Origin of the sequence: Amycolatopsis magusensis, assembly GCF_017875555.1 — a bacterium.
Lineage (GTDB): Bacteria > Actinomycetota > Actinomycetes > Mycobacteriales > Pseudonocardiaceae > Amycolatopsis > Amycolatopsis magusensis.
This window is the reverse complement of sequence record NZ_JAGGMS010000001.1, coordinates 8407784-8428627: the sequence shown is the minus strand read 5'-3', so window position 1 is coordinate 8428627 and position 20844 is coordinate 8407784. Positions and strand designations below refer to the sequence as shown.

Here is a 20844-nt window from a genome sequence, read left to right as displayed (position 1 = left end):
TCCCTCCCCAACGACAACGGCGTCAGAACGCACTGAGGTGGATTGATCCATGACCGAGGTCGAACGGCACAGCTACGACGTGGTGGTGATCGGTGCCGGTGGCGCCGGTCTCCGCGCGGTGATCGAGGCGCGGCAGCGCGGCCTCAGCGTGGCCGTGGTGTGCAAATCGCTGTTCGGCAAGGCGCACACCGTGATGGCCGAGGGCGGCTGCGCGGCATCGATGGGCAACGCGAACGAACGCGACAACTGGCAGGTGCACTTCCGCGACACCATGCGCGGCGGGAAGTTCCTGAACAACTGGCGGATGGCCGAACTGCACGCGAAGGAGGCGCCGGACCGCGTCTGGGAGCTGGAGTCCTACGGCGCGTTGTTCGACCGCACGGCCGACGGCCGGATCAGCCAGCGCAACTTCGGCGGGCACACCTACCCGCGGCTCGCGCACGTCGGTGACCGCACCGGGCTCGAGCTGATCCGCACCATGCAGCAGCAGATCGTTTCGCTGCAGCAGCAGGACTTCAAGGAGCACGGCGACTACGAGGCCAAGCTCAAGGTCTTCGCCGAGTGCACCGTGACCGAGCTGATCAAGGACGGCGACCGGATCGCCGGGGCGTTCGGCTACTACCGCGAGAGCGGCCGGTTCGTGCTCTTCGAGACACCGGCCGTGGTGCTGGCCACCGGCGGTATCGGCAAGTCGTTCAAGGTCACCTCGAACTCCTGGGAGTACACCGGTGACGGGCACGCGCTGGCACTGCGCGCCGGGGCGACCCTGATCAACATGGAGTTCGTCCAGTTCCACCCGACCGGCATGGTCTGGCCGCCGAGTGTGAAGGGCATCCTGGTCACCGAAGGCGTGCGCGGTGACGGTGGCGTGCTGAAGAACTCCGACGACGATCGGTTCATGTTCGAGTACATCCCCGACGTGTTCAAGGGGCAGTACGCGGACAGCGAAGAGGAAGCCGACCGCTGGTACACCGACCAGGAGGAGAACCGGCGCACCCCGGACCTCCTGCCGCGCGACGAGGTGGCGCGGGCGATCAACTCCGAGGTCAAGGCGGGCCGCGGGTCCCCGCACGGCGGCGTGTTCCTGGACATCGCCAGCCGCCTGCCCGCCGAGGAGATCCGCAAGCGGCTGCCCTCGATGTACCACCAGTTCAAGGAACTGGCCGATGTGGACATCACCGCCGAGCCGATGGAGGTCGGCCCGACCTGCCACTACGTGATGGGCGGCATCGAGGTCGACCCGGACACCGCGGCTTCGGTGGTACCGGGCCTGTTCGCCGCGGGCGAGTGCTCCGGCGGCATGCACGGCTCGAACCGGCTGGGCGGGAACTCGCTGTCGGACCTGCTGGTGTTCGGCCGCCGGGCCGGCCTCGGCGCGGCGGCCTATGTGGAGGGTCTGGCGAACCGGCCGTCGGTGGCACAGGAGCGGATCGACGCGGCGGCGAAGATGGCCGTGGCGCCGTTCGACCCGCCGGCGAACGGGGTCGAGGAGAACCCGTACACCCTGCACACCGAGCTCCAGCAGTCGATGAACGACCTGGTCGGCATCATCCGCAAGGCCGAGGAGATCGAGCAGGCGCTGGCCAAGCTCGCCGAGATCAAGCAGCGCGTGCACCAGGTCACCGTGGAGGGCCACCGGCAGTTCAACCCCGGCTGGCACCTCGCGCTGGACCTGCGGAACATGCTGGTGGTCAGCGAATGCGTGGCCAAGGCCGCGCTGATCCGCACCGAAAGCCGCGGCGGGCACACCAGGGACGACCACCCGCAGATGGACTCCCAGTGGCGCAACCGGTTGCTGGTGTGCCAAGTGGACAGTGGCGACGAGGTGGTGCCCCCGGTGACGGTGACGCCGAAGTCGCAGGAGCCGCTGCGCCAGGACCTGCTCGAGTTGTTCGAACTGACCGAGCTGGAGAAGTACTACACCGCCGACGAGCTGAGCACGCACCCGGGAAGGCAGGCCTGACATGGGGTACAAGGCGAGCTTCCGGGTGTGGCGCGGCGACGACACCGATGGCGAGCTGAAGGACTACACCGTCGAGGTGAACGAGGGTGAGGTGGTGCTCGACATCATCCACCGGCTGCAGGCCACCCAGGCGCCGGACCTGGCGGTGCGGTGGAACTGCAAGGCGGGCAAGTGCGGCTCGTGCTCGGCGGAGATCAACGGCCGCCCGCGCCTGCTGTGCATGACGCGGATGTCGGTCTTCACCGAGGACGAGGTCATCACGGTGACCCCGATGCGGACCTTCCCGGTGGTCCGCGACCTGGTCACCGACGTATCGTTCAACTACACCAAAGCACGCGAGATCCCGTCGTTCACCCCGCCCGCGGACCTGAAGCCGGGGGACTACCGGATGCAGCAGGTGGACGTCGAGCGCTCGCAGGAGTTCCGCAAGTGCATCGAGTGCTTCCTGTGCCAGAACACCTGCCACGTGGTGCGTGACCACGAGGAGAACAAGGAAGCCTTCGCCGGGCCGCGGTACCTGATGCGGATCGCGGAGCTGGAGATGCACCCGCTGGACGTGGCCGACCGGCGGGACTCCGCGCAGGACGAGCACGGCCTCGGTTACTGCAACATCACCAAGTGCTGCACCGAGGTGTGCCCGGAAGGCATCCACATCACCGACAACGCGCTCATCCCGATGAAGGAACGCGTCGCCGACCGCAAGTACGACCCGATCGTCTGGCTGGGCAACAAACTGTTCCGCCGGGGCACCTCCGACCGACCCTGAACGCAATGAGTGGGGCATTACTTGCAATGAACGCAAGTAATGCCCCACTCATAGCATTCCGGGGACGGTTCAGAGAGTGCCGGTGCCACCGGCTCCGGTCGTCGTGGTGATCTGCGAAGGGGCGTCGAGCAGCGGCTGGGCGCCCTTCGGGGCCTTCTTCCGCCGCGACATCCGCTTCTGCAGCCACGAGGCGAAGCTGGTCAGGATGAAGTTCAGCACCACGTAGATGACGCCGATGACGATGTAGACCGGGATGGTGTTGCCGAAGTTCCCGGAGATCACGTTGGCGCTGCGCAGCAGGTCCGGCACCGACAGCGCACCACCGGCGAGCGCGGTGTCCTTCAGGATGACCACCAGCTGGCTGACGATCGCCGGCAGCATCGCGGCCACCGCCTGCGGCAGCAGCACGTTGGTCATCGTCTGGGTCTTGCGCAGGCCCAGCGCCGAAGCCGCCTCCGTCTGCCCCTTCGGCAGCGACAGGATGCCCGCCCTGACCACCTCGGCGAGCACGGAAGCGTTGTACAGCACCAGACCGGTCACCGCGGCGAAGAGCACGCGGTTGTCCGAGTCCACGTCGGTGTACTCCGAGTAGAACTCGTTCGCGAAGATCATCAGGATCAGCACCGGGATGGCGCGGAAGAACTCCACCACGATCCCGGCCAGCGTGCGGACCGCCTTGTGGTCCGAGAGCCGGGCGATGCCGAAGAACGCGCCGACCGGCAGGGCGATCACGATGGACAGCACGGCGATCAGCAGCGTGTAGCCGAGACCGGGCAGGATGAACGTGGTCCACGTGCCGCCTTCGGCGAACGGGCGCCACTTGTCGCCGGTCAGCTGGTTCTTCTCGGCCAGCTTGTCGATCACCAGGTAGGCGATGAGCACCAGCACCGCGGCGAAGATCAGCGAGTAGACGAGGTTGCGCGCCTTGGCCTTCGGGCCCGGGGCGTCGTAGAGGACAGAAGGAGCGCCGCTCATCGTTTCACCGCCACTTTCTTCGCCACCCAGCCGAGCAGCAGCCCGACCGGCAGGGTGAGCAGTACGAAGCCGAGCGCGAACACGGCGAAGACCAGGATGATCGCGTCACTCTCGTTCTCGATCATCTCCGACATCAGCAGCGAGGCCTCGGCCACGCCGATGACACTGGCCACCGTGGTGTTCTTGATCAGCGCGATGAGCACGCTGGCCAGCGGCGCGATCACCGAGCGGAACGCCTGCGGCAGCACGATGATCCGCAGCACCTGGGTGAAGCCCAGCCCCAGCGCGCGGGCCGCCTCGGCCTGGCCGACGGGCACCGTGTTGATGCCCGAGCGCAGCGACTCGCAGACGAAGGTCGAGGTGTAGAGGACGAAACCGAGCACGGCCAGCCGGAAGTTGTTGTCCACGATGAACGACGGCGAGTCGGTCGCCGCGAGGTTGAAGTTCAGCGTGGAGGCCAGGCCGATGGAGCAGAAGAAGATGAGCACCGTCAGCGGGGTGTTCCGCACGACGTTGACGTAGGCGGTGCCGAACCCCCGCATGATCGGGACCGGGCTGACGCGCATCCCGGCCAGGATCGTGCCCCAGATCAGCGAGCCGACGGCCGACAGCACCGCCAGCTGGATGGTCATCCAGAAGGCACCGAGGATGTCGTACTCACCGAGGAAGTCGAACACGGAAAACTCCTCGTCGGATATGGGACGGCGCGCCGCGAACGGGTCGCGGCGCGCCGCCGTGGGTCATTCGAAGACGAAGGGACTCGGGCTTACTTCTCGGTCACCGGCGAGGGCTCCGGGATCTTGTAGCCGGACGGGCCGACGTTGCTCTCCAGCGAAGCCTTCCAGGCACCGTCGGTCTGCATCTTGGTGATCGCGTTGGCGATCGCGGTGCGGCTTTCGGCGTCGTCCTTCTTCAGGCCGACCCCGTAGTTCTCCTTGCTGAAGGCGTCGCCGACCAGCTTGAACTTGCCCGGGTTCTTGGCGGCGAAACCGGCCAGGATCACGTCGTCGGTGGTGACCGCGTCGATGCTGCCGTTCTCCAGCGCGGTGATGCAGTCGGAGTACTTGCCGAACTCCTGCAGCTGCGCTTCCTTGGAGAACTCGTCCTTGATCTTCTGCGCGGGGGTGGAACCCTTGACCGAGCAGAGCTTCTTGCCGTTGAGGGCGGTGTTGCCGGTGATGTCGGTGTTGTCCGCACGCACCAGCAGGCCCTGGCCCGCGACGAAGTACGGCCCGGCGAAGGCGACCTTCTCCTTGCGCTTGTCCGTGATGGAGTAGGTGGCGACGATGAAGTCGACGTCACCCTTCTCGATCAGGTTCTCGCGCTCGGCGGACTGCGCTTCCTTCCAGGTGATCCCGGCCTCGTCGACACCGAGCTCCTTGGCGATGTACTTCGCCACGTCGACGTCGAAGCCCTCGGGCTTGCCGGCCTGGGTCTGGAGACCGAGGCCCGGCTGGTCGAACTTGATGCCGATGGTGACCTTCTTGTCTTCCTTCGCCCGCGCGACCAGGTTCTTGCTACCGCTGTCCTCGCCGCCACCACAGGCGGCGAGCGTCAGGCCCGCAACCGCGACGACTGCGCTCATACGCAGAACTCGACTCAACCGCATCAGATCAGGTTCCTTCCTAGTGGGTCAGGATCTTGCCGAGGAAGTCCTTCGCGCGGTCGGACTTCGGGCTGGTGAAGAACTCGTCGGGGGTGGAGTCCTCGACGATCTCGCCGTCGGACATGAACACCACCCGGTGCGCGGCGCGGCGCGCGAAGCCCATCTCGTGGGTGACCACCAGCATGGTCATGCCGTCGGCGGCCAGGCTGGTCATCACGTCCAGCACCTCCTGGACCATCTCCGGGTCCAGCGCCGAGGTCGGCTCGTCGAACAGCATCACCTTCGGCCGCATGGCCAGCGCCCTGGCGATGGCCACGCGCTGCTGCTGGCCGCCGGAGAGCTGGGCCGGGTACTTGTCGGCCTGGTTGGCGATGCCGACCCGCTCGAGCAGCTCCATCGCGGTCTTGCGCGCCTCGCCGGAGGAGACCTTGCGGACCTTCTGCGGCGCGAGCATCACGTTCTCGACGATGGTCTTGTGCGCGAAGAGGTTGAACGACTGGAAGACCATGCCGACGTCGGCGCGCAGCGCGGCCAGTGCCTTGCCCTCGGCGGGCAGCGGCTTGCCGTCGACGTGGATCTCGCCGGAGTTGATCGGCTCGAGGCGGTTGATCGCCCGGCACAGGGTCGACTTGCCCGAACCCGACGGCCCGAGCACCACGACCACCTGCCCGCGCGGGACCTCGAAGTCGATGTCACGCAAAACGTGCAGGTCGCCGAAGAACTTGTTCACGGCGGCCGCCTTGATCATCGGCGGCGCCGGCGTCGCGGTGGTCATCTGGCCTCCAGGCGGCGAGCTGCGGTGTCCTTCTTGGTGCCGTAACTCTAGTCACACCCTGTACACGGCCCTTGTCGCAGGTCTGGACTAGGCCTTTCGCGCATGACGAGTCGGCGATGGCGGAAACTTACTCTGCTCCGTCAGGGTGTAAAGCCCGCTTGACTAACACTTAGGGTTTCAAATCGATCTCATCGGACCGGAAAGGAGCCGGCGTGCGCGTTCTGCTCGTCGAGGACGACGACCGGGTGGCCGACGCACTGGTCCCCGCGCTGCTGCGCCGCGGGCTGTCGGTCCGCCGCCTGGCCTCGGGCGCGGAGGTGCTCGACCGGATCGCCGACGCCGACGTGGTGCTGCTCGACCTGGGCCTGCCCGACGTGGACGGCATGGTGCTGTGCTGGCGGATCCGCGAGATCAGCGACGTGGCGATCATCGTGGTCTCGGCCCGCGGGGAGGTCGACGACCGCATCCTCGGGCTGCGCTCGGGGGCCGACGACTACCTGGTCAAACCGTACGATGTGGACGAGCTGGTGGCCAGGGTGCACGCGGTGCGGCGGCGGCGCGGGGAACCGGCGCGGGCGGCCACCGGCGCGATCAAGGTGGCGGACGTGGTGATCGACCTGGACCGGCACGAGGTCACCGCGGGTGGTGAGGTGATCACGCTCTCGCGCAAGGAGTTCGGCGTGCTGAAGCTCATCGCGGCCGAAGGCGGCTCGGTCTGCTCGCGGGACCGCCTCCTCACCGAGCTGTGGGGCAGGCGCGGGCAGGCGGAAAGCCGCTCACTGGACGTGCATGTCGCTACTCTGCGGACGAAGCTCGGCCGCGCCGAGCTGATCGAGACGGTGCGCGGGGTCGGTTACCGGCTGGGTGCGCGCCCGGACGAGGAGTGAGACGTGCGGGTCCGGCTGCAGGCCACGGTGCTCTCGCTGGTCGCGTTGCTCGTTTTCGGGCTGGGCGTGCCGCTGGCGCTGAGCGTGGCGGGCAGCGCCGGGCAGACGCTCTTCCTGGACCGGCTCACCGACACCGCCCGGTTCGCCTCGCTGGCCCAGCGGCCGCTGATCCAGGGCCAGCCGGACCTCATCACCGCTGAACTGCGGCGCTACGCCGAGGTCTACGGCATCGCCGTGGCTGTGCTGAACCAGGACGGCCGTCCGACGGTGACCTCCGGCACGGTGCCCGGCGCGGTGAAGCTCGACCTGGCCGACACGCGGGTCGCCGGGCAGGTGCAGTCCGCGCTGGCCGGGCGGCATTCGGAACCGGGGCCGATGCTGGTGCCGTGGGACGAGGGCACGCTGGTGCTGGCCGAACCGGTGCTGATCGACGGCGACGTGCGCGGGGTGGTGGTCACCGAATCGCCGACCGCGCAGGCGCGTCAGGAGGTGACGCTGTGGTGGGTGCTCATCGCCACCGTCGGCATGATCGCCTTCTGCCTGGCGCTGCTGGTCGCGCTGCCGCTGGTGCGCTGGATCCTGCGCCCGGTGCGCCGGCTGGACGAGGCCACCGGCACGCTGGTCGAGGCCGTGGTGAGCGGCCGCGAGGTGGCCAGGGTCGGTGAGGAGAGCGGACCGGCCGAACTGCAGCAGCTCGGCCGCTCGTTCGACATGATGGCGGCGAGCGTGGGGGAGGCACTGGCCGCGCAACGCGCCTTCGTCGCCGATGCCTCACACCAGCTGCGGAACCCGCTGACCGCGTTGAAGCTGCGGTTGGTGAATCTCGAAGGGCACGTGGACACCGAAGCCGAGGAACACCGGGAGGCCGCGGTCGCCGAGGCGGACCGGCTCAACCAGGTGCTCGACGGCCTGCTGTCGATGGCGCGCGCGGAAGCCTCGGCGGGCGAACTGGTCGCGGTCGACGTGGACACCGTGGTGGCCGAACGCGCTTCGGACTGGAACGTGGTCGCGGTGGCACGTGAGGTGAGCCTGGAAGTGGAGGGTTCGACCGACGGCGTGCGCGCGCTGGCCCCGCCGCGCGGGCTGGAAGCCGTGCTGGACGCCCTGCTGGACAACGCCCTCAAGTTCACCGGCGCCGGTGAGTCGGTCCGCGTGGAAACCTCCACAGTGGACGACAAGGTCCGGCTGACCGTGCGGGACCACGGGCCGGGGCTGCGGGCCGAGGAACTGGAACGCGCCACCGACCGGTTCTGGCGCAGCACCGCGCACCAGAACGTGGCCGGCTCGGGGCTGGGGCTGTCCATTGTGGCGGAGATCGTGGCCAGGGCCGGTGGCTCGCTGAAGCTGGACCTGCCCGAAGGCGGCGGGCTGCGGATCACCGCGGAGCTGCCCCGGTCCGGTTCTGGGGCGATCACTAGTTCTTGAGGTTGCGGTAGTACCGCATGGCGCCGGGGTGCAGGGCCATCGGCGCCGTCTCGATCGCCGGGCGCAGGTCGATGGACAGCGCGGCGGTGTTCGCTTTGGCCAGCTCCGGGCGCGCGTCGAAGAGCCCGCGCGTGAGCGCTTCGGCCACGTCGTCGGACATCGTCGTCGGCACCACCAGGAAGTTGGGCACCACCAGGGTGGTCACCGGCCCGCCGGACTGCGGGTAGGTGGACCCGGGGATGGTCGCCGAGCGGTAGACGGCGTTGGCCTGGCGCATCGCGGGCATGGCCTCGCCGACGTCGATCAGCCGCAGCGGGATCCGGTTGGCCAGCGTGCTGATCGAGTTCGTCGGCAGCCCGCCGGACCAGAAGAAGGCGTCGATCTCCTGCCGTTCCAGCGCGCCCAGCGACTCGTCGAGCCCGAGGTAGCGCACGGTCAGCGAGCTCGGGTCGCCGAGGCCGCTGGCGTTGAGCAGCAGCTGCGCGATCACCGCCACCCCGGACTCCGGGGAGCCGATGGCCACCCGGCGCCCGCGCAGGTCGGCCAGCGAGCGCACCGGCGAGTCGGCGCGGACCACCACGTGCAGGTAGTCGTCGTAGATCCGGGCCAGCGCGGCGAGCTTGGGCTCCCCGCTGGGGTCGGTGGCCACGTCGGCGGCGCTGAACGCCACGTCGGCGGTGCCCGCGCGCAGGCGCGCGAGGTTGTCGGGGGAGCCGCGGGTCTGCTGGACCTCCGGCCGCTCGATCGCCAGCCCGGCCGCCCACGCCCCGGCCAGCGGCTGCGCGAGCTGGTAGTAGACGCCCCGGTCGTTGCCCGCGGCGATCCGCAGCCGGGTGCCGGAGAAGTCCGCCCCGCAGGCGGTCAGCGTGGTGAGCAGCAGGAGCACGGCGGCGGTCACCCGTGTCAGAGCTGTCACGACCGCAGATGGTGCCAGCTCCGCGACCGGAATTGTCGTACATCCCGGTTACGATCCGGTAGTGCCGCAGTAGCACCCCCAGTAGCATAGGAGGTATGAAATTGAGCGTCAGCCTGTCGGACGAGGATGTGGCCTTCATCGATCACTACGCCGCCGCGGCGGACGTGCCTTCGCGCTCGGCGGTGGTGCACCGGGCGCTGGAGCTGCTGCGGGCCTCCCAGCTGGAGGACGACTACCGCGCCGCGTGGGACGAGTGGACCGCGCACGGGGACGAGGCCGAGTGGGACGCGGCCACCGGTGACGGGGTGCTGACGCGCTGATGCGGCGGGCCGAGGTCCGGCTGGTCGACTTCGACCCCGCGCGGGGCAGCGAGTCGAACAAGACCAGGCCGGCGGTGATCGTGAGCAACGACGGGGCCAACGCGGTGGCCGGGCGGTTGGGCCGCGGGGTGGTCACCGTGGTGCCGGTGACCTCCAACGTGCGCCGGGTGTTCCCGTTCCAGGTCCTGCTGCCCGCGGCCGAGTGCGGGCTGGCGGTGGCGTCGAAGGCGCAGGCCGAGCAGGTCAGGTCGATTTCGGTGGAGCGGGTGGGCCGCCGGGTCGGCAAGCTGACGCCCGCGCTGATGGAGCGGCTGGAGGCGGCGCTGCGCCTGCATCTCGGCCTGTGAGCGGCGGGGCCTACCCTGGGGGGAGATTCGCCTAAGGAGCAATTCGTGTCCCGCACCTTCCAGATCCGCACGTTCGGCTGCCAGATGAACGTCCACGACTCCGAGCGCCTGGCCGGGCAGCTCGAGGCGGCGGGCTACGTGCCCGCCACCGACGACGCGCCGGACGTGGTGGTCTTCAACACCTGCGCGGTGCGGGAGAACGCCGACAACAAGCTGTACGGCACGCTCGGCCACCTGCGCCCGGCCAAGACCGCCAAGCCGGACATGCAGATCGCCGTCGGCGGCTGCCTGGCGCAGAAGGACCGCGGCGAGATCGTCAAGCGGGCGCCCTGGGTGGACGTGGTGTTCGGCACGCACAACATCGGCTCGCTGCCGACGCTGCTGGAGCGCGCCCGGCACAACTCCGAGGCGCAGGTCGAGATCCTCGAGTCGCTGGAGACCTTCCCGTCCACGCTGCCCGCGCGCCGCGACTCGGCGTACTCGGGCTGGGTGTCGATCTCGGTGGGTTGCAACAACACCTGCACCTTCTGCATCGTGCCCTCGCTGCGCGGCAAGGAACGCGACCGGCGGCCGGGGGAGATCCTGGCCGAGGTCGAGGCGCTGGTCGCCGAGGGTGTGCTCGAGGTGACCCTGCTCGGGCAGAACGTGAACTCCTACGGCGTCGAGTTCGGTGAGCGCGACGCGTTCTCGAAGCTGCTGCGCTCCTGCGGTTCGGTGACCGGCCTGGAGCGGGTCCGGTTCACCTCGCCGCACCCGGCCGCGTTCACCGACGACGTGATCGACGCGATGGCCGAGACGCCGAACGTCTGCCCGCAGCTGCACATGCCGCTGCAGTCCGGTTCGGACCGGGTGCTCAAGGAAATGCGCCGCTCCTACCGGTCGGCCCGCTTTCTGTCCATTTTGGACAAGGTGCGCGCGGTCATGCCGGAGGCGGCGATCACCACCGACATCATCGTCGGCTTCCCCGGCGAGACCGAAGAGGACTTCCAGGCCACGCTCGACGTGGTGCGGCAGGCACGGTTCTCCAGCGCGTTCACCTTCCAGTACTCGAAGCGGCCAGGGACGCCCGCCGCCGACATGCCGGGGCAGTTGCCGAAAGCGGTCGTGCAGGAGCGCTACGAGCGGCTGGTCGCGCTGCAGAACGAGGTGGCGTGGGAGGAGAACAAGAAGCTGATCGGGCGGAAGGTCGAACTGCTCGTCGCCGCCGGTGAGGGACGCAAGGACGCCGAGACGCTGCGCATGAGCGGGCGCGCGCGGGACGGCAGGCTGGTGCACTTCACGCCGAACGAGCTGAACGTGCGGCCGGGCGACGTGGTGGAGACCGTGATCACCTACGCCGCGCCGCACCACCTGGTGGCCGACGGTGAACTGATCTCGCACCGCCGCACGCGCGCCGGTGACAACGCCGAGGCCGGGCTGCGGCCGAAGACCAACGGGGTGAGCCTGGGCCTGCCGAGCATCGGCGCACCGGCCCCGCTGCCCGTGACCACCGGGGGGTGCGCGCTGTGAGCACGCCGGATTCCGCCGACTCCGTCAACTCCGTTGACGAGCTCGGCGCCGATGTGGACCAGGTGGTGCGCCGGGCGTCCCGCACGATCGATCTCGGGCACCGCGGGCTGGTCGTCTCGATCGGCGTGTTCGTGCTGATCGTCGGCATGCTGTTGCCGTGGGCCGGGGAGCACGTGGGCTGGGAAGTGCTGGGCGGGCAGGCCGGGGCGATCCCGCAGCTGTTCGCGGTGACCTCGGCCGGGTTCGGCGTGCTCGGCTCGATGCTGGTGCTCATCACCCGGCGGTGGTGGATCACCTGGGGCTGCGCCATCGGCGGCTGGTTCGCCTCGGTCGACGGCATGCTGGCGATCTGGTCGCAGCAGTCCTCGCAGGCCAGCGGCGCGGTCGGGGGCGGGCCGGGGTTCGGGCTGATCCTCGCGGTGATCGCGACCGTGGTGATCGCCTTCCAGTGGATGCGCGCGGCCTGGTCGCGCAGCTGAATCCGGGCGCCGCTAGTAGGGTTCACCCAAAGTGTTGTTCACGCACCCGAACGTGTGGGGGTCCCGCATGCACCCGACCGGTCACGAGGTGGAGCAGCTACTGGCCGTGAGGGCCGTGCTGGCGGCCGAAGCCGCCCGGCTGGCTGCCCAGCACGCCGGTGAGGACGAGGTGCGGCGGCTGCGCCGCCTGTGCGCCGACGGCGAAGCCGCCACCGCCGCCGGTGACGTCGACGGCATGGTCGCCGCGAGCACCACGCTGCACGAATGCGTCACCGAACTGTCCGGCAACCCGGCGCTCCTGGACTTCGTCGGGCAGGTCGACCTGCGCGTGAGCGCCCACTACCCGGCGATCACCCGGCAACGCGGGGCGCAGGCCTGGCAGGAACACCACGCCCTCGTCGACGCCATCGAACGAAAAGACCCGGAGTCGGCGGCCCGCATCATGCGGGACCACGTGGACCACACCCGCGCCGCCTACCTGCAAACGCACCAGCCCACCCCCACCCCCTCACGCACCCGCCCGGCCCCCGTCCCCGCCCGCCGCCGCCGAACCCTCCCCCGCCCCTAACCCACCCAATCCCCACCCCCCGAACCCCACGTTCAGGCAGCCGAGTCCCACGTTCAGGACGCCGAACCCCACACTCACGCACCCGAACCCCACACTCACGCACCCGAACCCCACATTCGGGCAGCCGAGTCTCACGTTCGCGCACCTGAATCCCGCACTCACGCAGCCGAACCCACGTTCGCGCACCCGAACTCCACACTCGGGCAGCCGAGTCCCGCGTTTCGGCGCTCGAACCCCGCGTTCGCACGGCCGAGTTCCACACTCAGGCACGCGAACCCAGCACTCGCGCAGCCGAATCCGACGTTCGCACTCTTGAACTCCACACTCGGGTAGCCGAGTTCGACGTTCAGGCACTCGAACCCCGCACTCGGGCGACCGAACCACACGTTCGCGCGGCTGAACCCATACTCGGGCAGCCGAGTCCCACGTTCAGGCAGCCGAGTTCGACGTTCAGGTATTCGATCTGCGCGTTCGCGGATTGCGACTGGCTGAACCCTGATTCCGGCCCGTTGACCGCGTAACTCAGCCACGCGAATGCTGAACTCGCCTGCCCGAATGCTGAACTCGGTTGCCGAAAGTAGAACTCGCGCCCGCCGATGGGGGACTTGGCTGCCCAAAAGCGGGCCTGCGCTGCCGAATGTGGAGTTCGGTTGCGCGAACGCGGAACTCGCATGCGCGAACGCGGGTTTCGAAAGCCGGACTCGGCCGCGCGAACGTGGGATTCGAGTGTCTGAACGTGGGACTCGGCTGCCTGAGTGTGGGGTTCGAGCGCGCGAACGTGGGGTTCGGCTGCGTGAGTGTGGGGTTCGGGTGCGCGAACGTGGGGCTCGGCGTGAGCGTGGTCAGGGGCCGCATCGATCGGCGGGAACTTAGAGGGGCGGAAGCGCGGAGTGGGGCGTTACTCGTGCGAGTAATGCCCCACTCCGGTAAGTGGCCTCAGCGGTCGGCCAGGGCCTGTTCCGCGGCGTCCAGCCATTCCCGCCATTGGGCGGCCTGTTCGTCCGCCTTCTTCGCGCGGCGTTCGTCGCCGGCGGCTCGGGCTTTGGCTGCCTGCGACTCGAACTGTTCGACCCGCTCCCGGAACTGGGCCGCGCGGGCCTGGGCTTCCGGGTCCGTGCGGCGCCACTTGCTTTCTTCGGCGCCGCGCACGCGGTCCTGCACAGCCTTCAGCCGGGCGTCGAGGTCTCGGATGCGTTCCCGCGGCACCTTGCCGATCTCGTCCCAGCGCTCCTGGACCTTGCGCAACTGGGACTTCGCCGCCTCCAGGTTGGCGCCCGGGTCGATCTTTTCGGCTTCGGCGAGCAGTTCCTCCTTCTTCGCCGCGTTGCCGGAGAACTCGGCGTCACGCTCGGAGAACGCGGCCGACCGGCGGGCGAAGAACGCGTCCTGCGCGGCCCGGAACCGCTGCCACAGCGCATCGTCGCTGTCCTTGGGCGCGCGGCCGGCGGCCTTCCACTCGCCCATCAGTTCCTTGTACCGGGCGGCGGTGGGGCCCCAGCTGTCCGAGTCGGCCAGCGACTCGGCCTCGGCGATCAGCTCTTCCTTGCGGGCCTTCGCCGCCGCGCGCTGCTTGTCCAGTTCGGCGAAGTGCGACCCGCGGCGGCGGTTGAACCCCTCGCGTGCCTTGGAGAACCGGCGCCACAGCTCGTCGTCGGTCTTGCGGTCGACGCCCTTGATGGTCTTCCACTCGTCGAGGATGGTGCGCAGCCGATCGCCCGCGGCCTTCCACTGGGTGGAGTCGGCGGCGATCTTCTCCGCCTCGTCGGCCAGCGCCTGCTTGCGCGCGACCGCGACCTCACGGGCCTGCTCGCGTTCCTGCTTCGCGTCCGCGAGCGAGCGTTCGGCGTGGGCGATCACCTGCTCGATGCGGCCGCCGAGCGCGGCAAGGTCACCGACCACCGCCGCGTCGGCCAGGCCGTCGCGCAGCTGGGTCGCGCTGGCCAGCGCGTGCTTCGGGTCACCGGCTCCCGAGGCCAGCCGGGTCTCCAGCAGCTCCACCTCGGTGCGCAGGTCGTCGAACCGGCGCGCGAAGTGCAGCAGGCCCTCTTCCGGGGTACCCGCCTGCCACACGCCGATGGCGCGTTCGCCGTCCGCCCCGCGGACGTAGACCGTGCCCTCCTCGTCCACCCGGCCCCAGCGGTCCGGGTGTGGTTCCGCCGGCGGCACCGGCGGAACCGGCTGGCCAACGGTGTGCGCGTGCGGCACCGGGTGTGGTGCCGGGGCTTCCGGGGCTGGGGTTTCGTGCGCGCCCTCGGTTGTGTTCTCCGCCATGGCAGGCTCCTTATCGCCTGTACGCCCGCTCGCGCGGGCGCCCCACCAACCGGTGGGGCCGGGTCGTGCCGCTGCCGGACCACGCTCGTGTCCGTCGTGGCATTCAAACAGGTCAAGGCGCGTCGTGGTACATGGTGCTCGCATCAGGACCCGCTTTCGGGTGGCGGGGTAACGTCGGACAGCGTGATCACACGTGCCGTCGTGGTGCCGCAGCCGCCGCTGCTGGTGCCCGGAATCGCCGCCGGGGCGCGCGAATCGACCGCCGGACTGCGGGCCGCGTGCGTGGCCGCCGCGGGCAGGCTCGCCGAGGTCGCGAGCCGCTGGGTGGCCGTCGGCACCGGCGAGGACACCGTCTCGGTCACGCCGCCGGGTGCGTGCGGTTCGTTCCGCGGATACGGCGTCGACCTGGGCGTTCGCCTCTCCGAGACGCCGGGCGCACCGGCCGAGCTGCCGCTGTCCGCGCTGATCACCGGGTGGCTGCGCGAGCAGGCGGGCGCCGCCGAAGCCACCGTGCACACCTTCCCGGCGGACACCCCGGCCGACCGCGCCGCCAAGACCGCCGCGCTGCTCGCCGAACGGCATCCCGGCCACGGCCTGCTCGTGCTCGGCGACGGCGCCAACCGGCACGGCCCGAGGTCACCCGGTGGGGAACACGACCGCGCCCCCGATTTCGACGCCGCCGTCGCCGAAGCGCTCGGGTCCGCCGACACCGCGGCGCTGCTCACCCTGGACGCCGACTCCTGCACCGAACTGGGCGCGAGCGGCCGGTTCCCCTGGCAGGTGCTCGCCTCGCTCGCCGAGGGCGCCACCTGGACCGCCGAACTGCTCTACTCCGCCGCGCCGTTCGGCGTCGGCTACCACGTCGCGGTCTGGACCCGGGCGTGACGCGGCCGATCGCGGTGGTCGGCCCGACCGCCACCGGCAAGTCCGAACTGGCCGTCACGCTCGCGCTCGCGCTGGGCGGCGAGGTGATCAACGCGGACGCGATGCAGTTGTACCGCGGCATGGACATCGGTACCGCGAAGGTGACCGCCGAGGAACGCCGCGGCGTGCCGCACCACCTGCTCGACGTGCTGGACGTGACCGAAACCGCGTCCGTGGCGGCCTACCAGCGCGACGCCCGTGCCTGCGCGGAACGGCTCATCGCCGAGGGCAAGGTGCCGGTGTTCGCCGGGGGATCCGGGCTCTACGTGCAAGCGATCGTCGACGAACTGCGGTTCCCCGGCACCGACCCGGCGGTGCGCGAGCGGCTGGACGCCGAGGCCGCCGAAGTGGGCGCGGCCGTGCTCCACGATCGCCTCGCGCGCGCCGATCCCCAGGCGGCCGCCGCGATCCTGCCGACGAACACCCGGCGGATCGTCCGTGCACTGGAGGTCATCGAGATCACCGGTGAACCGTTTTCGGCGAACCTGCCCCAGCCGGGCGAACCGCGCTATGGCACCACGCTGATCGGCGTCGACCGCGAGGTCGCCGAACTCGACGCGCGGGTCGATCTGCGGGTGGAGCGCATGTTCGCCGCCGGACTGGCCGACGAGGTGCGGGAACTGGAACGGCACGGGCTGCGCGAAGGGAAAACGGCTTCACGCGCGCTGGGCTACCAGCAGGTCCTGGAACACGGCGACGACCTCGAAACCGCCGCGGCGGCGACCGCGCAGGCGACCCGGCGGTTCGTGCGGCGGCAACGGTCCTGGTTCCGCCGGGACAAGCGGATCCACTGGCTTCCCGGTGCCGCGCCGGATCTGGCCGACCGGGTGCTGGAACTCGTTGCCCTGCAAGGCAAAGACCAGGCCGGACGCGGAGCGCTCCGCTGACGGCGGTGGCCGGTGGCGGTCGGGATACTCTTTGACCATGGGCGGTATCGAGTTTCTCAAGGGGCACGGCACGCAGAACGACTTCGTGCTGCTCCCCGATCCGGCCGCACGGCTGGACCTGACCCCGGCGCGGGTCGCTGCCCTCTGCGACCGTCAGCGCGGTCTCGGCGCGGACGGTGTGCTGCGCGTGGTGCGTTCGGCCGAGTTCGGCGTCGAGTCGGCGGGCGAGTGGTTCATGGACTACCGCAACGCCGACGGATCGCTCGCCGAGATGTGCGGCAACGGCGTGCGGGTGTTCGTCCGCTACCTGGTCGACACCGGGCTGGCCGAGGGCCCGGAGTTCGTGATCGGCACCCGGGCGGGCGACCGGCCGGTGGTTTCGCACCCCGACGGGTCCGTGACCGTCCGAATGGGACCCGCCACCATCACCGGTGCCTCGGTGACCATGGTCGGCCAGCGGTCCTTCTCCGGGGTGGCGGTCAACGTCGGCAACCCGCACCTGGTGTCGTTCACCGACGACGACGTGGCCGGGCTCGACCTGCGTGACCAGCCCGCCTACGACCGCGACTTCTTCCCCGACGGGGTGAACCTCGAGTTCGTCAACACGCTCGGCGAAGGGCATCTGCGCATGCGGGTGCACGAGCGCGGCGTGGGGGAGACCCGGGCGTGCGGCACCGGCACGGTGGCCGTGGTGGCCGCCGCGCAGCACCTGACGGGTCTCGACTCGGGTGAGTCCGTAGTGGACATCCCGGGCGGCCGAGTGGTGGTCACGGTGGCGCCGGGCGAATCCACGCTCACCGGACCGGCGGAGATCGTCGCCAGGGGAGAGCTGGACGAGGCCTGGTGGGCGGCCAACGCCTGAGCGCCTACTGAACCGCCTGAACAGCCGCGGTCTGGGGAATGTCACGCAGGCGGCGCAGTGGTGAGGTGACGACCCAGAGCACGGCCAGTGCTTCCAGCGCACCGGCGACCCACAGCGTGTTCCGGATTCCTATGACTTCGCCGAGCACCCCGCCGAGCATCGAACCCAGCGGGAGCACGCCCCAGACCACGAACCGCACGCTCGCGTTCATCCGCCCGAGCAGCCGGTCCGGGCAGATCGCCTGCCGGTAACTGACTTGCGCAACGTTGTAGACGATGACGCCGTAGCCGAACAGGACCAGCCCGACCACCACGAAGGCGACCCGCCAGCCGGGGGCGGCGAGCGGCACCAGCAGGTGCGCGGGCCAGGTCAGCAGCGGGACCAGCCAGATCGCCCGCGCCTGCCCGATCCGCCGGTTGACCAGGCCGGAGGTGAGCGCGCCGAGCACGCTGCCCGCGCCGCCGACCGCCAGCAGCGCGCCGACCGCGGCCGCCGACAGGCCCAGCGTGCGGGTCAGGAACAGCATCTCCACGGCGAGGAAGATGCCGTTCGCCAGGTTGGCCGTCGCGGTGGCCGAGGTGATCGCGCGCAGGGTCGGGTTGCCGAAGACGAACCGCAGGCCTTCGGCGATCTGGGCGGACAGCTTCGGGTTCTCGTGCGGCACCGGTTCGGGTTCGACGCGCCGGATGCGCAGCAGGCACAGCGCGGAGGTGAGGAAGCCGAGGCCGGTCACGAGCACCGCGTACGCCGGGCCGAACAGTTGCGCGAGCACGCCGCCGATCCCCGGCCCGGCCACCTGCGACACCGACTGGCTGGACTGCAGTTTCGCGTTGCCCTCCAGCAGCTGGTCACGGCCGACGAGCGAGGGCAGGTACGACTGGTAGGCCACGTCGAAGAACACCGTGCACACCCCGGTCAGCAGGGCGACCACCACGAGTTGCGTCAGCGTGAGCACGTTCGCCCACCAGGCCAGTGGCACCGACAGCAGCAGCACCGCGCGGGCGAAGTCGGCCCGCAGCATCAGCGGCCGCCGCCGGAAGCGGTCCACCCAGGCGCCGGCGGGCAGGCCGAGCAGCAGGAACGCCAGCGTCTCCGCGGCGGTCAGCACGCCCATCTCGAACGGGCTCGCGGCCAGCACGGTGGCCGCGAGCAGGGGGAGCACGGTGTGCCCGACAAAGGTGCCGAGCTGGCTGGCCGTGTCACCGGCCCACAACCGGCGGAAGTCGGCATGCCGCCACAGGGAGTTCTCACGCACGGCGGCAGTCAATCGTAAGTGATTGGAAAGTGTCAATCACTTCACCGACGTACGCTGATCGCCGTGGGTGCGGAACGACGGAACGCGACCGAGGCCGAGGCGAACGCGCTGGCCTCGGGAATACGCCTGCGCATCATCCGGTTGACCTTCAAGGAAGCGCTGACGAACAAGGAACTGGCCGGCCGGCTCGGCAAGGACCCGGCCACCGTGCTCCACCACGTCCGCAAGCTCGTCGACACCGGTTTCCTGGCACCGCAGCCCGCCCGCCGCGGCAACCGCGGCGCGAAGGAGATCCCGTACCTGTCGACCCGGCTGTCCTGGAACCTGCAGCTGGACGAGAGCGAGGAACTGGGGCGGGCTTCGCTGGAGGCTTACCTCGCCGAAGTCGGTGAAGTCGGGACGGCGAAGGTCGAGCAGACCCGCCTGGTGGTGCAGCTGCCCGAAGCCGAGCAGAGTGAGTTCAAGCGCCGCCTGTACGAGCTGATCGAGGAGTACGCGGACCGGCCGATCGACCCCGGTGCCGAACGGACCGCGATCTACCTGGCGCTGTATCCGAGTGCGTAATCCATTCGGCACATCCCGCGGATCGTGGGACCATGGAAGGACGATGACGGAACTGACACACACTGATATGGCAGCCGAACTCGACGGCGAGGAGCTGTCGATCGGCGAGCTGGAACTGGAAGACCGCGCCTCGCTGCGCCGCGTCGCCGGGCTCTCCACCGAGCTCGAGGACGTCACCGAAGTCGAATACCGGCAACTCCGCCTCGAGCGGGTCGTGCTGGTCGGCGTCTGGACCGAAGGCACCGCCGCCCAGTCGGAGGCTTCGCTGGCCGAACTGGCCCGGCTCGCCGAGACGGCGGGCTCGGAGGTGCTCGAAGGCATCGTCCAGCGCCGCACCCGGCCGGACCCGGCGACCTACATCGGTTCGGGCAAGGTGCGCGAGCTGTTCGACATCGTGCGCGCCACCGGCGCCGACACGGTGATCTGCGACGGCGAGCTCTCCCCCGGCCAGCTGCGGCAGCTGGAGGCGAAGCTCAAGGTCAAGGTGGTCGACCGGACCGCGTTGATCCTGGACATCTTCGCCCAGCACGCCAGCTCCAAGGAGGGCAAGGCCCAGGTCGAGCTGGCCCAGCTGCAGTACCTGATCCCGCGGCTGCGGGGCTGGGGTGAGTCGCTGTCCCGGCAGGCCGGTGGCCGTGCCGGTGGCGCCAACGGCGGCGTGGGCCTGCGTGGTCCCGGTGAGACCAAGCTGGAGACCGATCGACGGCGGATCAACAAGCGCGTGGCCAAGCTGCGCCGCGAGATCGCCTCGATGGACACCATCCGCGAGACCAAGCGCGGCCGCCGCGTGGCCAACGAGGTGCCCAGCGTGGCCATCGTCGGCTACACCAACGCCGGCAAGTCGAGCCTGCTCAACGCGCTGACCGGGGCCGGGGTGCTGGTGGAGGACGCGTTGTTCGCCACCCTCGACCCGACCACCCGGCGCGCGGACACGCCCGACGGGCGCACCTACACGCTGACCGACACCGTCGGCTTCGTGCGGCACCTGCCGCACCAGCTGGTCGACGCCTTCCGCTCCACGCTGGAGGAGGCGGCGGACGCCGACCTGCTGCTGCACGTGGTGGACGGCTCCGACCCGGCGCCGGAGGAGCAGGTCAACGCGGTGCGCGACGTGCTCGGCGAGATCACCCGCAAGCGCAGCGAACCGCTGCCGCCGGAACTGCTGGTGATCAACAAGGCCGATGCCGCCGACGAGGTCACCCTCGCCCGCCTGCGGCACCTGCTGCCCGGCGCGCTGGTGGTCTCCGCCCAGACGGGTGAAGGCATCGAAGCGCTGATCGAGGAGATCGCGCAGCGCGTGCCGCGTCCGGACGTGGAGGTCGACGCGGTCGTGCCGTACACCCGCGGCGAGCTCGTGGCCAGGGTGCACGCCGATGGCGAGGTGCTCACCGAGGAACACATCGAAGAGGGCACGCACCTGCGCGCCCGGGTCCACCCGGACCTGGCCGCGGCGTTGCACACCTTCGCGGTCGACGGCTCGCCCGCGTAACCCAGTACCTTCGACGGCGAGGGGATCTTTCTTTCGCTGACGGAGGTGTGCGGGTG

The 20844-nt window shown here is 69.9% G+C and carries 21 protein-coding genes; 14 read left to right on the top strand and 7 right to left on the bottom strand.

Annotated elements, in window-relative coordinates:
• Positions 1 to 49: 49 nt before the first annotated feature.
• Together JOM49_RS37825 and JOM49_RS37820 are read left to right on the top strand one after the other, a co-directional pair.
• A complete protein-coding gene (locus tag JOM49_RS37825) occupies positions 50 to 1963 on the top strand; it encodes a fumarate reductase/succinate dehydrogenase flavoprotein subunit (protein WP_209668988.1) in 1914 nt (637 codons plus the stop codon).
• A gap of 1 nt (position 1964) precedes the next feature.
• Positions 1965 to 2729, top strand: coding sequence for a succinate dehydrogenase/fumarate reductase iron-sulfur subunit (locus JOM49_RS37820; protein WP_209668986.1), 765 nt, complete (start codon positions 1965 to 1967; stop codon positions 2727 to 2729).
• 69 nt (positions 2730 to 2798) lie between these two features.
• Here the strand turns inward: JOM49_RS37820 and JOM49_RS37815 are convergent, their stop codons facing one another.
• The 4 genes from JOM49_RS37815 to JOM49_RS37800 form a co-directional block, all read right to left on the bottom strand.
• Positions 2799 to 3704: an amino acid ABC transporter permease gene (locus JOM49_RS37815; protein ID WP_209668984.1), complete on the bottom strand. Its 906-nt coding sequence runs from the start codon at positions 3702 to 3704 to the stop codon at positions 2799 to 2801.
• Positions 3701 to 4381 carry an amino acid ABC transporter permease gene (locus JOM49_RS37810; protein ID WP_209668982.1) on the bottom strand — a complete coding sequence of 227 codons (681 nt, stop codon included), beginning with the start codon at positions 4379 to 4381 and terminating at the stop codon, positions 3701 to 3703. The genes JOM49_RS37815 and JOM49_RS37810 overlap by 4 nt, the downstream gene beginning before the upstream one ends.
• Before the next feature lie 89 nt (positions 4382 to 4470).
• Positions 4471 to 5313, bottom strand: coding sequence for a glutamate ABC transporter substrate-binding protein (locus JOM49_RS37805; protein WP_209668980.1), 843 nt, complete (start codon positions 5311 to 5313; stop codon positions 4471 to 4473).
• Between the two features lie 16 nt (positions 5314 to 5329).
• A complete protein-coding gene (locus JOM49_RS37800) occupies positions 5330 to 6058 on the bottom strand; it encodes an amino acid ABC transporter ATP-binding protein (RefSeq protein WP_209672096.1) in 729 nt (242 codons plus the stop codon).
• A gap of 239 nt (positions 6059 to 6297) precedes the next feature.
• On the opposite strand from JOM49_RS37800, the gene JOM49_RS37795 reads away from it, so the two are divergent.
• The gene (locus tag JOM49_RS37795; RefSeq protein ID WP_209668978.1) at positions 6298 to 6972 is read left to right on the top strand and encodes a response regulator transcription factor; all 675 of its coding nucleotides are present in this window, start codon (positions 6298 to 6300) and stop codon (positions 6970 to 6972) included.
• 3 nt (positions 6973 to 6975) lie between these two features.
• Positions 6976 to 8397 (top strand): sensor histidine kinase, encoded by a 1422-nt coding sequence (locus tag JOM49_RS37790; protein WP_209668977.1) that lies wholly within the window; start codon positions 6976 to 6978, stop codon positions 8395 to 8397.
• Here JOM49_RS37790 and JOM49_RS37785 read toward each other — a convergent pair.
• A complete protein-coding gene (locus JOM49_RS37785) occupies positions 8387 to 9313 on the bottom strand; it encodes a TAXI family TRAP transporter solute-binding subunit (protein WP_308159007.1) in 927 nt (308 codons plus the stop codon). The genes JOM49_RS37790 and JOM49_RS37785 overlap by 11 nt on opposite strands.
• 95 nt (positions 9314 to 9408) lie before the next feature.
• Here JOM49_RS37785 and JOM49_RS37780 point away from each other — a divergent pair, with 95 nt between their 5' ends.
• From JOM49_RS37780 to JOM49_RS37760, 5 genes are all read left to right on the top strand, one after another.
• Entirely contained in the window at positions 9409 to 9633 is a 225-nt protein-coding gene (locus tag JOM49_RS37780; protein ID WP_209668975.1) for a DUF8778 family protein, read from the top strand.
• Positions 9633 to 9980 (top strand): type II toxin-antitoxin system PemK/MazF family toxin, encoded by a 348-nt coding sequence (locus JOM49_RS37775; RefSeq protein ID WP_281068343.1) that lies wholly within the window; start codon positions 9633 to 9635, stop codon positions 9978 to 9980. The genes JOM49_RS37780 and JOM49_RS37775 overlap by 1 nt, the downstream gene beginning before the upstream one ends.
• 45 nt (positions 9981 to 10025) lie before the next feature.
• The gene (gene miaB, locus JOM49_RS37770) at positions 10026 to 11489 is read left to right on the top strand and encodes a tRNA (N6-isopentenyl adenosine(37)-C2)-methylthiotransferase MiaB (protein ID WP_209668973.1); all 1464 of its coding nucleotides are present in this window, start codon (positions 10026 to 10028) and stop codon (positions 11487 to 11489) included.
• Positions 11486 to 11968, top strand: coding sequence for an Rv2732c family membrane protein (locus JOM49_RS37765; protein ID WP_209668971.1), 483 nt, complete (start codon positions 11486 to 11488; stop codon positions 11966 to 11968). The genes miaB and JOM49_RS37765 overlap by 4 nt, the downstream gene beginning before the upstream one ends.
• Before the next feature lie 67 nt (positions 11969 to 12035).
• Positions 12036 to 12536, top strand: a complete 501-nt coding sequence (locus JOM49_RS37760) for a GntR family transcriptional regulator (RefSeq protein WP_209668969.1) — start codon at positions 12036 to 12038, stop codon at positions 12534 to 12536.
• 936 nt (positions 12537 to 13472) lie between these two features.
• Here the strand turns inward: JOM49_RS37760 and JOM49_RS37755 are convergent.
• Positions 13473 to 14807, bottom strand: a complete 1335-nt coding sequence (locus tag JOM49_RS37755; protein ID WP_209668967.1) for a DUF349 domain-containing protein — start codon at positions 14805 to 14807, stop codon at positions 13473 to 13475.
• Between the two features lie 183 nt (positions 14808 to 14990).
• Here JOM49_RS37755 and JOM49_RS37750 point away from each other — a divergent pair, with 183 nt between their 5' ends.
• The 3 genes from JOM49_RS37750 to dapF are packed head-to-tail and all read left to right on the top strand — an operon-like array spanning position 14991 to position 17480.
• Complete coding sequence (locus tag JOM49_RS37750) at positions 14991 to 15692, top strand: class III extradiol dioxygenase subunit B-like domain-containing protein (protein WP_209668965.1); 702 nt, start codon at positions 14991 to 14993, stop codon at positions 15690 to 15692.
• Entirely contained in the window at positions 15689 to 16618 is a 930-nt protein-coding gene (gene miaA / locus JOM49_RS37745) for a tRNA (adenosine(37)-N6)-dimethylallyltransferase MiaA (RefSeq protein ID WP_209668963.1), read from the top strand. The genes JOM49_RS37750 and miaA overlap by 4 nt, the downstream gene beginning before the upstream one ends.
• Positions 16619 to 16655: 37 nt before the next feature.
• Entirely contained in the window at positions 16656 to 17480 is an 825-nt protein-coding gene (dapF, locus tag JOM49_RS37740; protein ID WP_209668961.1) for a diaminopimelate epimerase, read from the top strand.
• 4 nt (positions 17481 to 17484) lie between these two features.
• Here dapF and JOM49_RS37735 read toward each other — a convergent pair whose 3' ends face one another.
• Entirely contained in the window at positions 17485 to 18735 is a 1251-nt protein-coding gene (locus JOM49_RS37735) for an MFS transporter (RefSeq protein ID WP_209668958.1), read from the bottom strand.
• A 63-nt stretch (positions 18736 to 18798) separates the two neighbouring features.
• Between JOM49_RS37735 and JOM49_RS37730 the strand changes: the two genes are divergently transcribed.
• Both JOM49_RS37730 and hflX read left to right on the top strand, forming a co-directional pair.
• Positions 18799 to 19299, top strand: coding sequence for an ArsR/SmtB family transcription factor (locus tag JOM49_RS37730; protein WP_209668956.1), 501 nt, complete (start codon positions 18799 to 18801; stop codon positions 19297 to 19299).
• A gap of 43 nt (positions 19300 to 19342) precedes the next feature.
• Entirely contained in the window at positions 19343 to 20788 is a 1446-nt protein-coding gene (gene hflX / locus JOM49_RS37725) for a GTPase HflX (protein WP_209668954.1), read from the top strand.
• The last annotated feature ends 56 nt before the right edge of the window (positions 20789 to 20844 follow it).

Bases quoted from the DNA above. Each gene is read 5' to 3' on its own strand.
- JOM49_RS37825 (WP_209668988.1), top strand. From the start codon at position 50: ATGACCGAGGTCGAACGGCACAGCTACGACGTGGTGGTGATCGGTGCC.
- JOM49_RS37820 (WP_209668986.1), top strand. From the start codon at position 1,965: ATGGGGTACAAGGCGAGCTTCCGGGTGTGGCGCGGCGACGACACCGAT.
- JOM49_RS37815 (WP_209668984.1), bottom strand. From the start codon at position 3,704: ATGAGCGGCGCTCCTTCTGTCCTCTACGACGCCCCGGGCCCGAAGGCC.
- JOM49_RS37805 (WP_209668980.1), bottom strand. From the start codon at position 5,313: ATGCGGTTGAGTCGAGTTCTGCGTATGAGCGCAGTCGTCGCGGTTGCG.
- JOM49_RS37800 (WP_209672096.1), bottom strand. From the start codon at position 6,058: ATGATCAAGGCGGCCGCCGTGAACAAGTTCTTCGGCGACCTGCACGTT.
- JOM49_RS37780 (WP_209668975.1), top strand. From the start codon at position 9,409: ATGAAATTGAGCGTCAGCCTGTCGGACGAGGATGTGGCCTTCATCGAT.
- JOM49_RS37775 (WP_281068343.1), top strand. From the start codon at position 9,633: ATGCGGCGGGCCGAGGTCCGGCTGGTCGACTTCGACCCCGCGCGGGGC.
- JOM49_RS37760 (WP_209668969.1), top strand. From the start codon at position 12,036: ATGCACCCGACCGGTCACGAGGTGGAGCAGCTACTGGCCGTGAGGGCC.
- JOM49_RS37755 (WP_209668967.1), bottom strand. From the start codon at position 14,807: ATGGCGGAGAACACAACCGAGGGCGCGCACGAAACCCCAGCCCCGGAA.
- dapF (WP_209668961.1), top strand. From the start codon at position 16,656: ATGGGCGGTATCGAGTTTCTCAAGGGGCACGGCACGCAGAACGACTTC.
- hflX (WP_209668954.1), top strand. From the start codon at position 19,343: ATGACGGAACTGACACACACTGATATGGCAGCCGAACTCGACGGCGAG.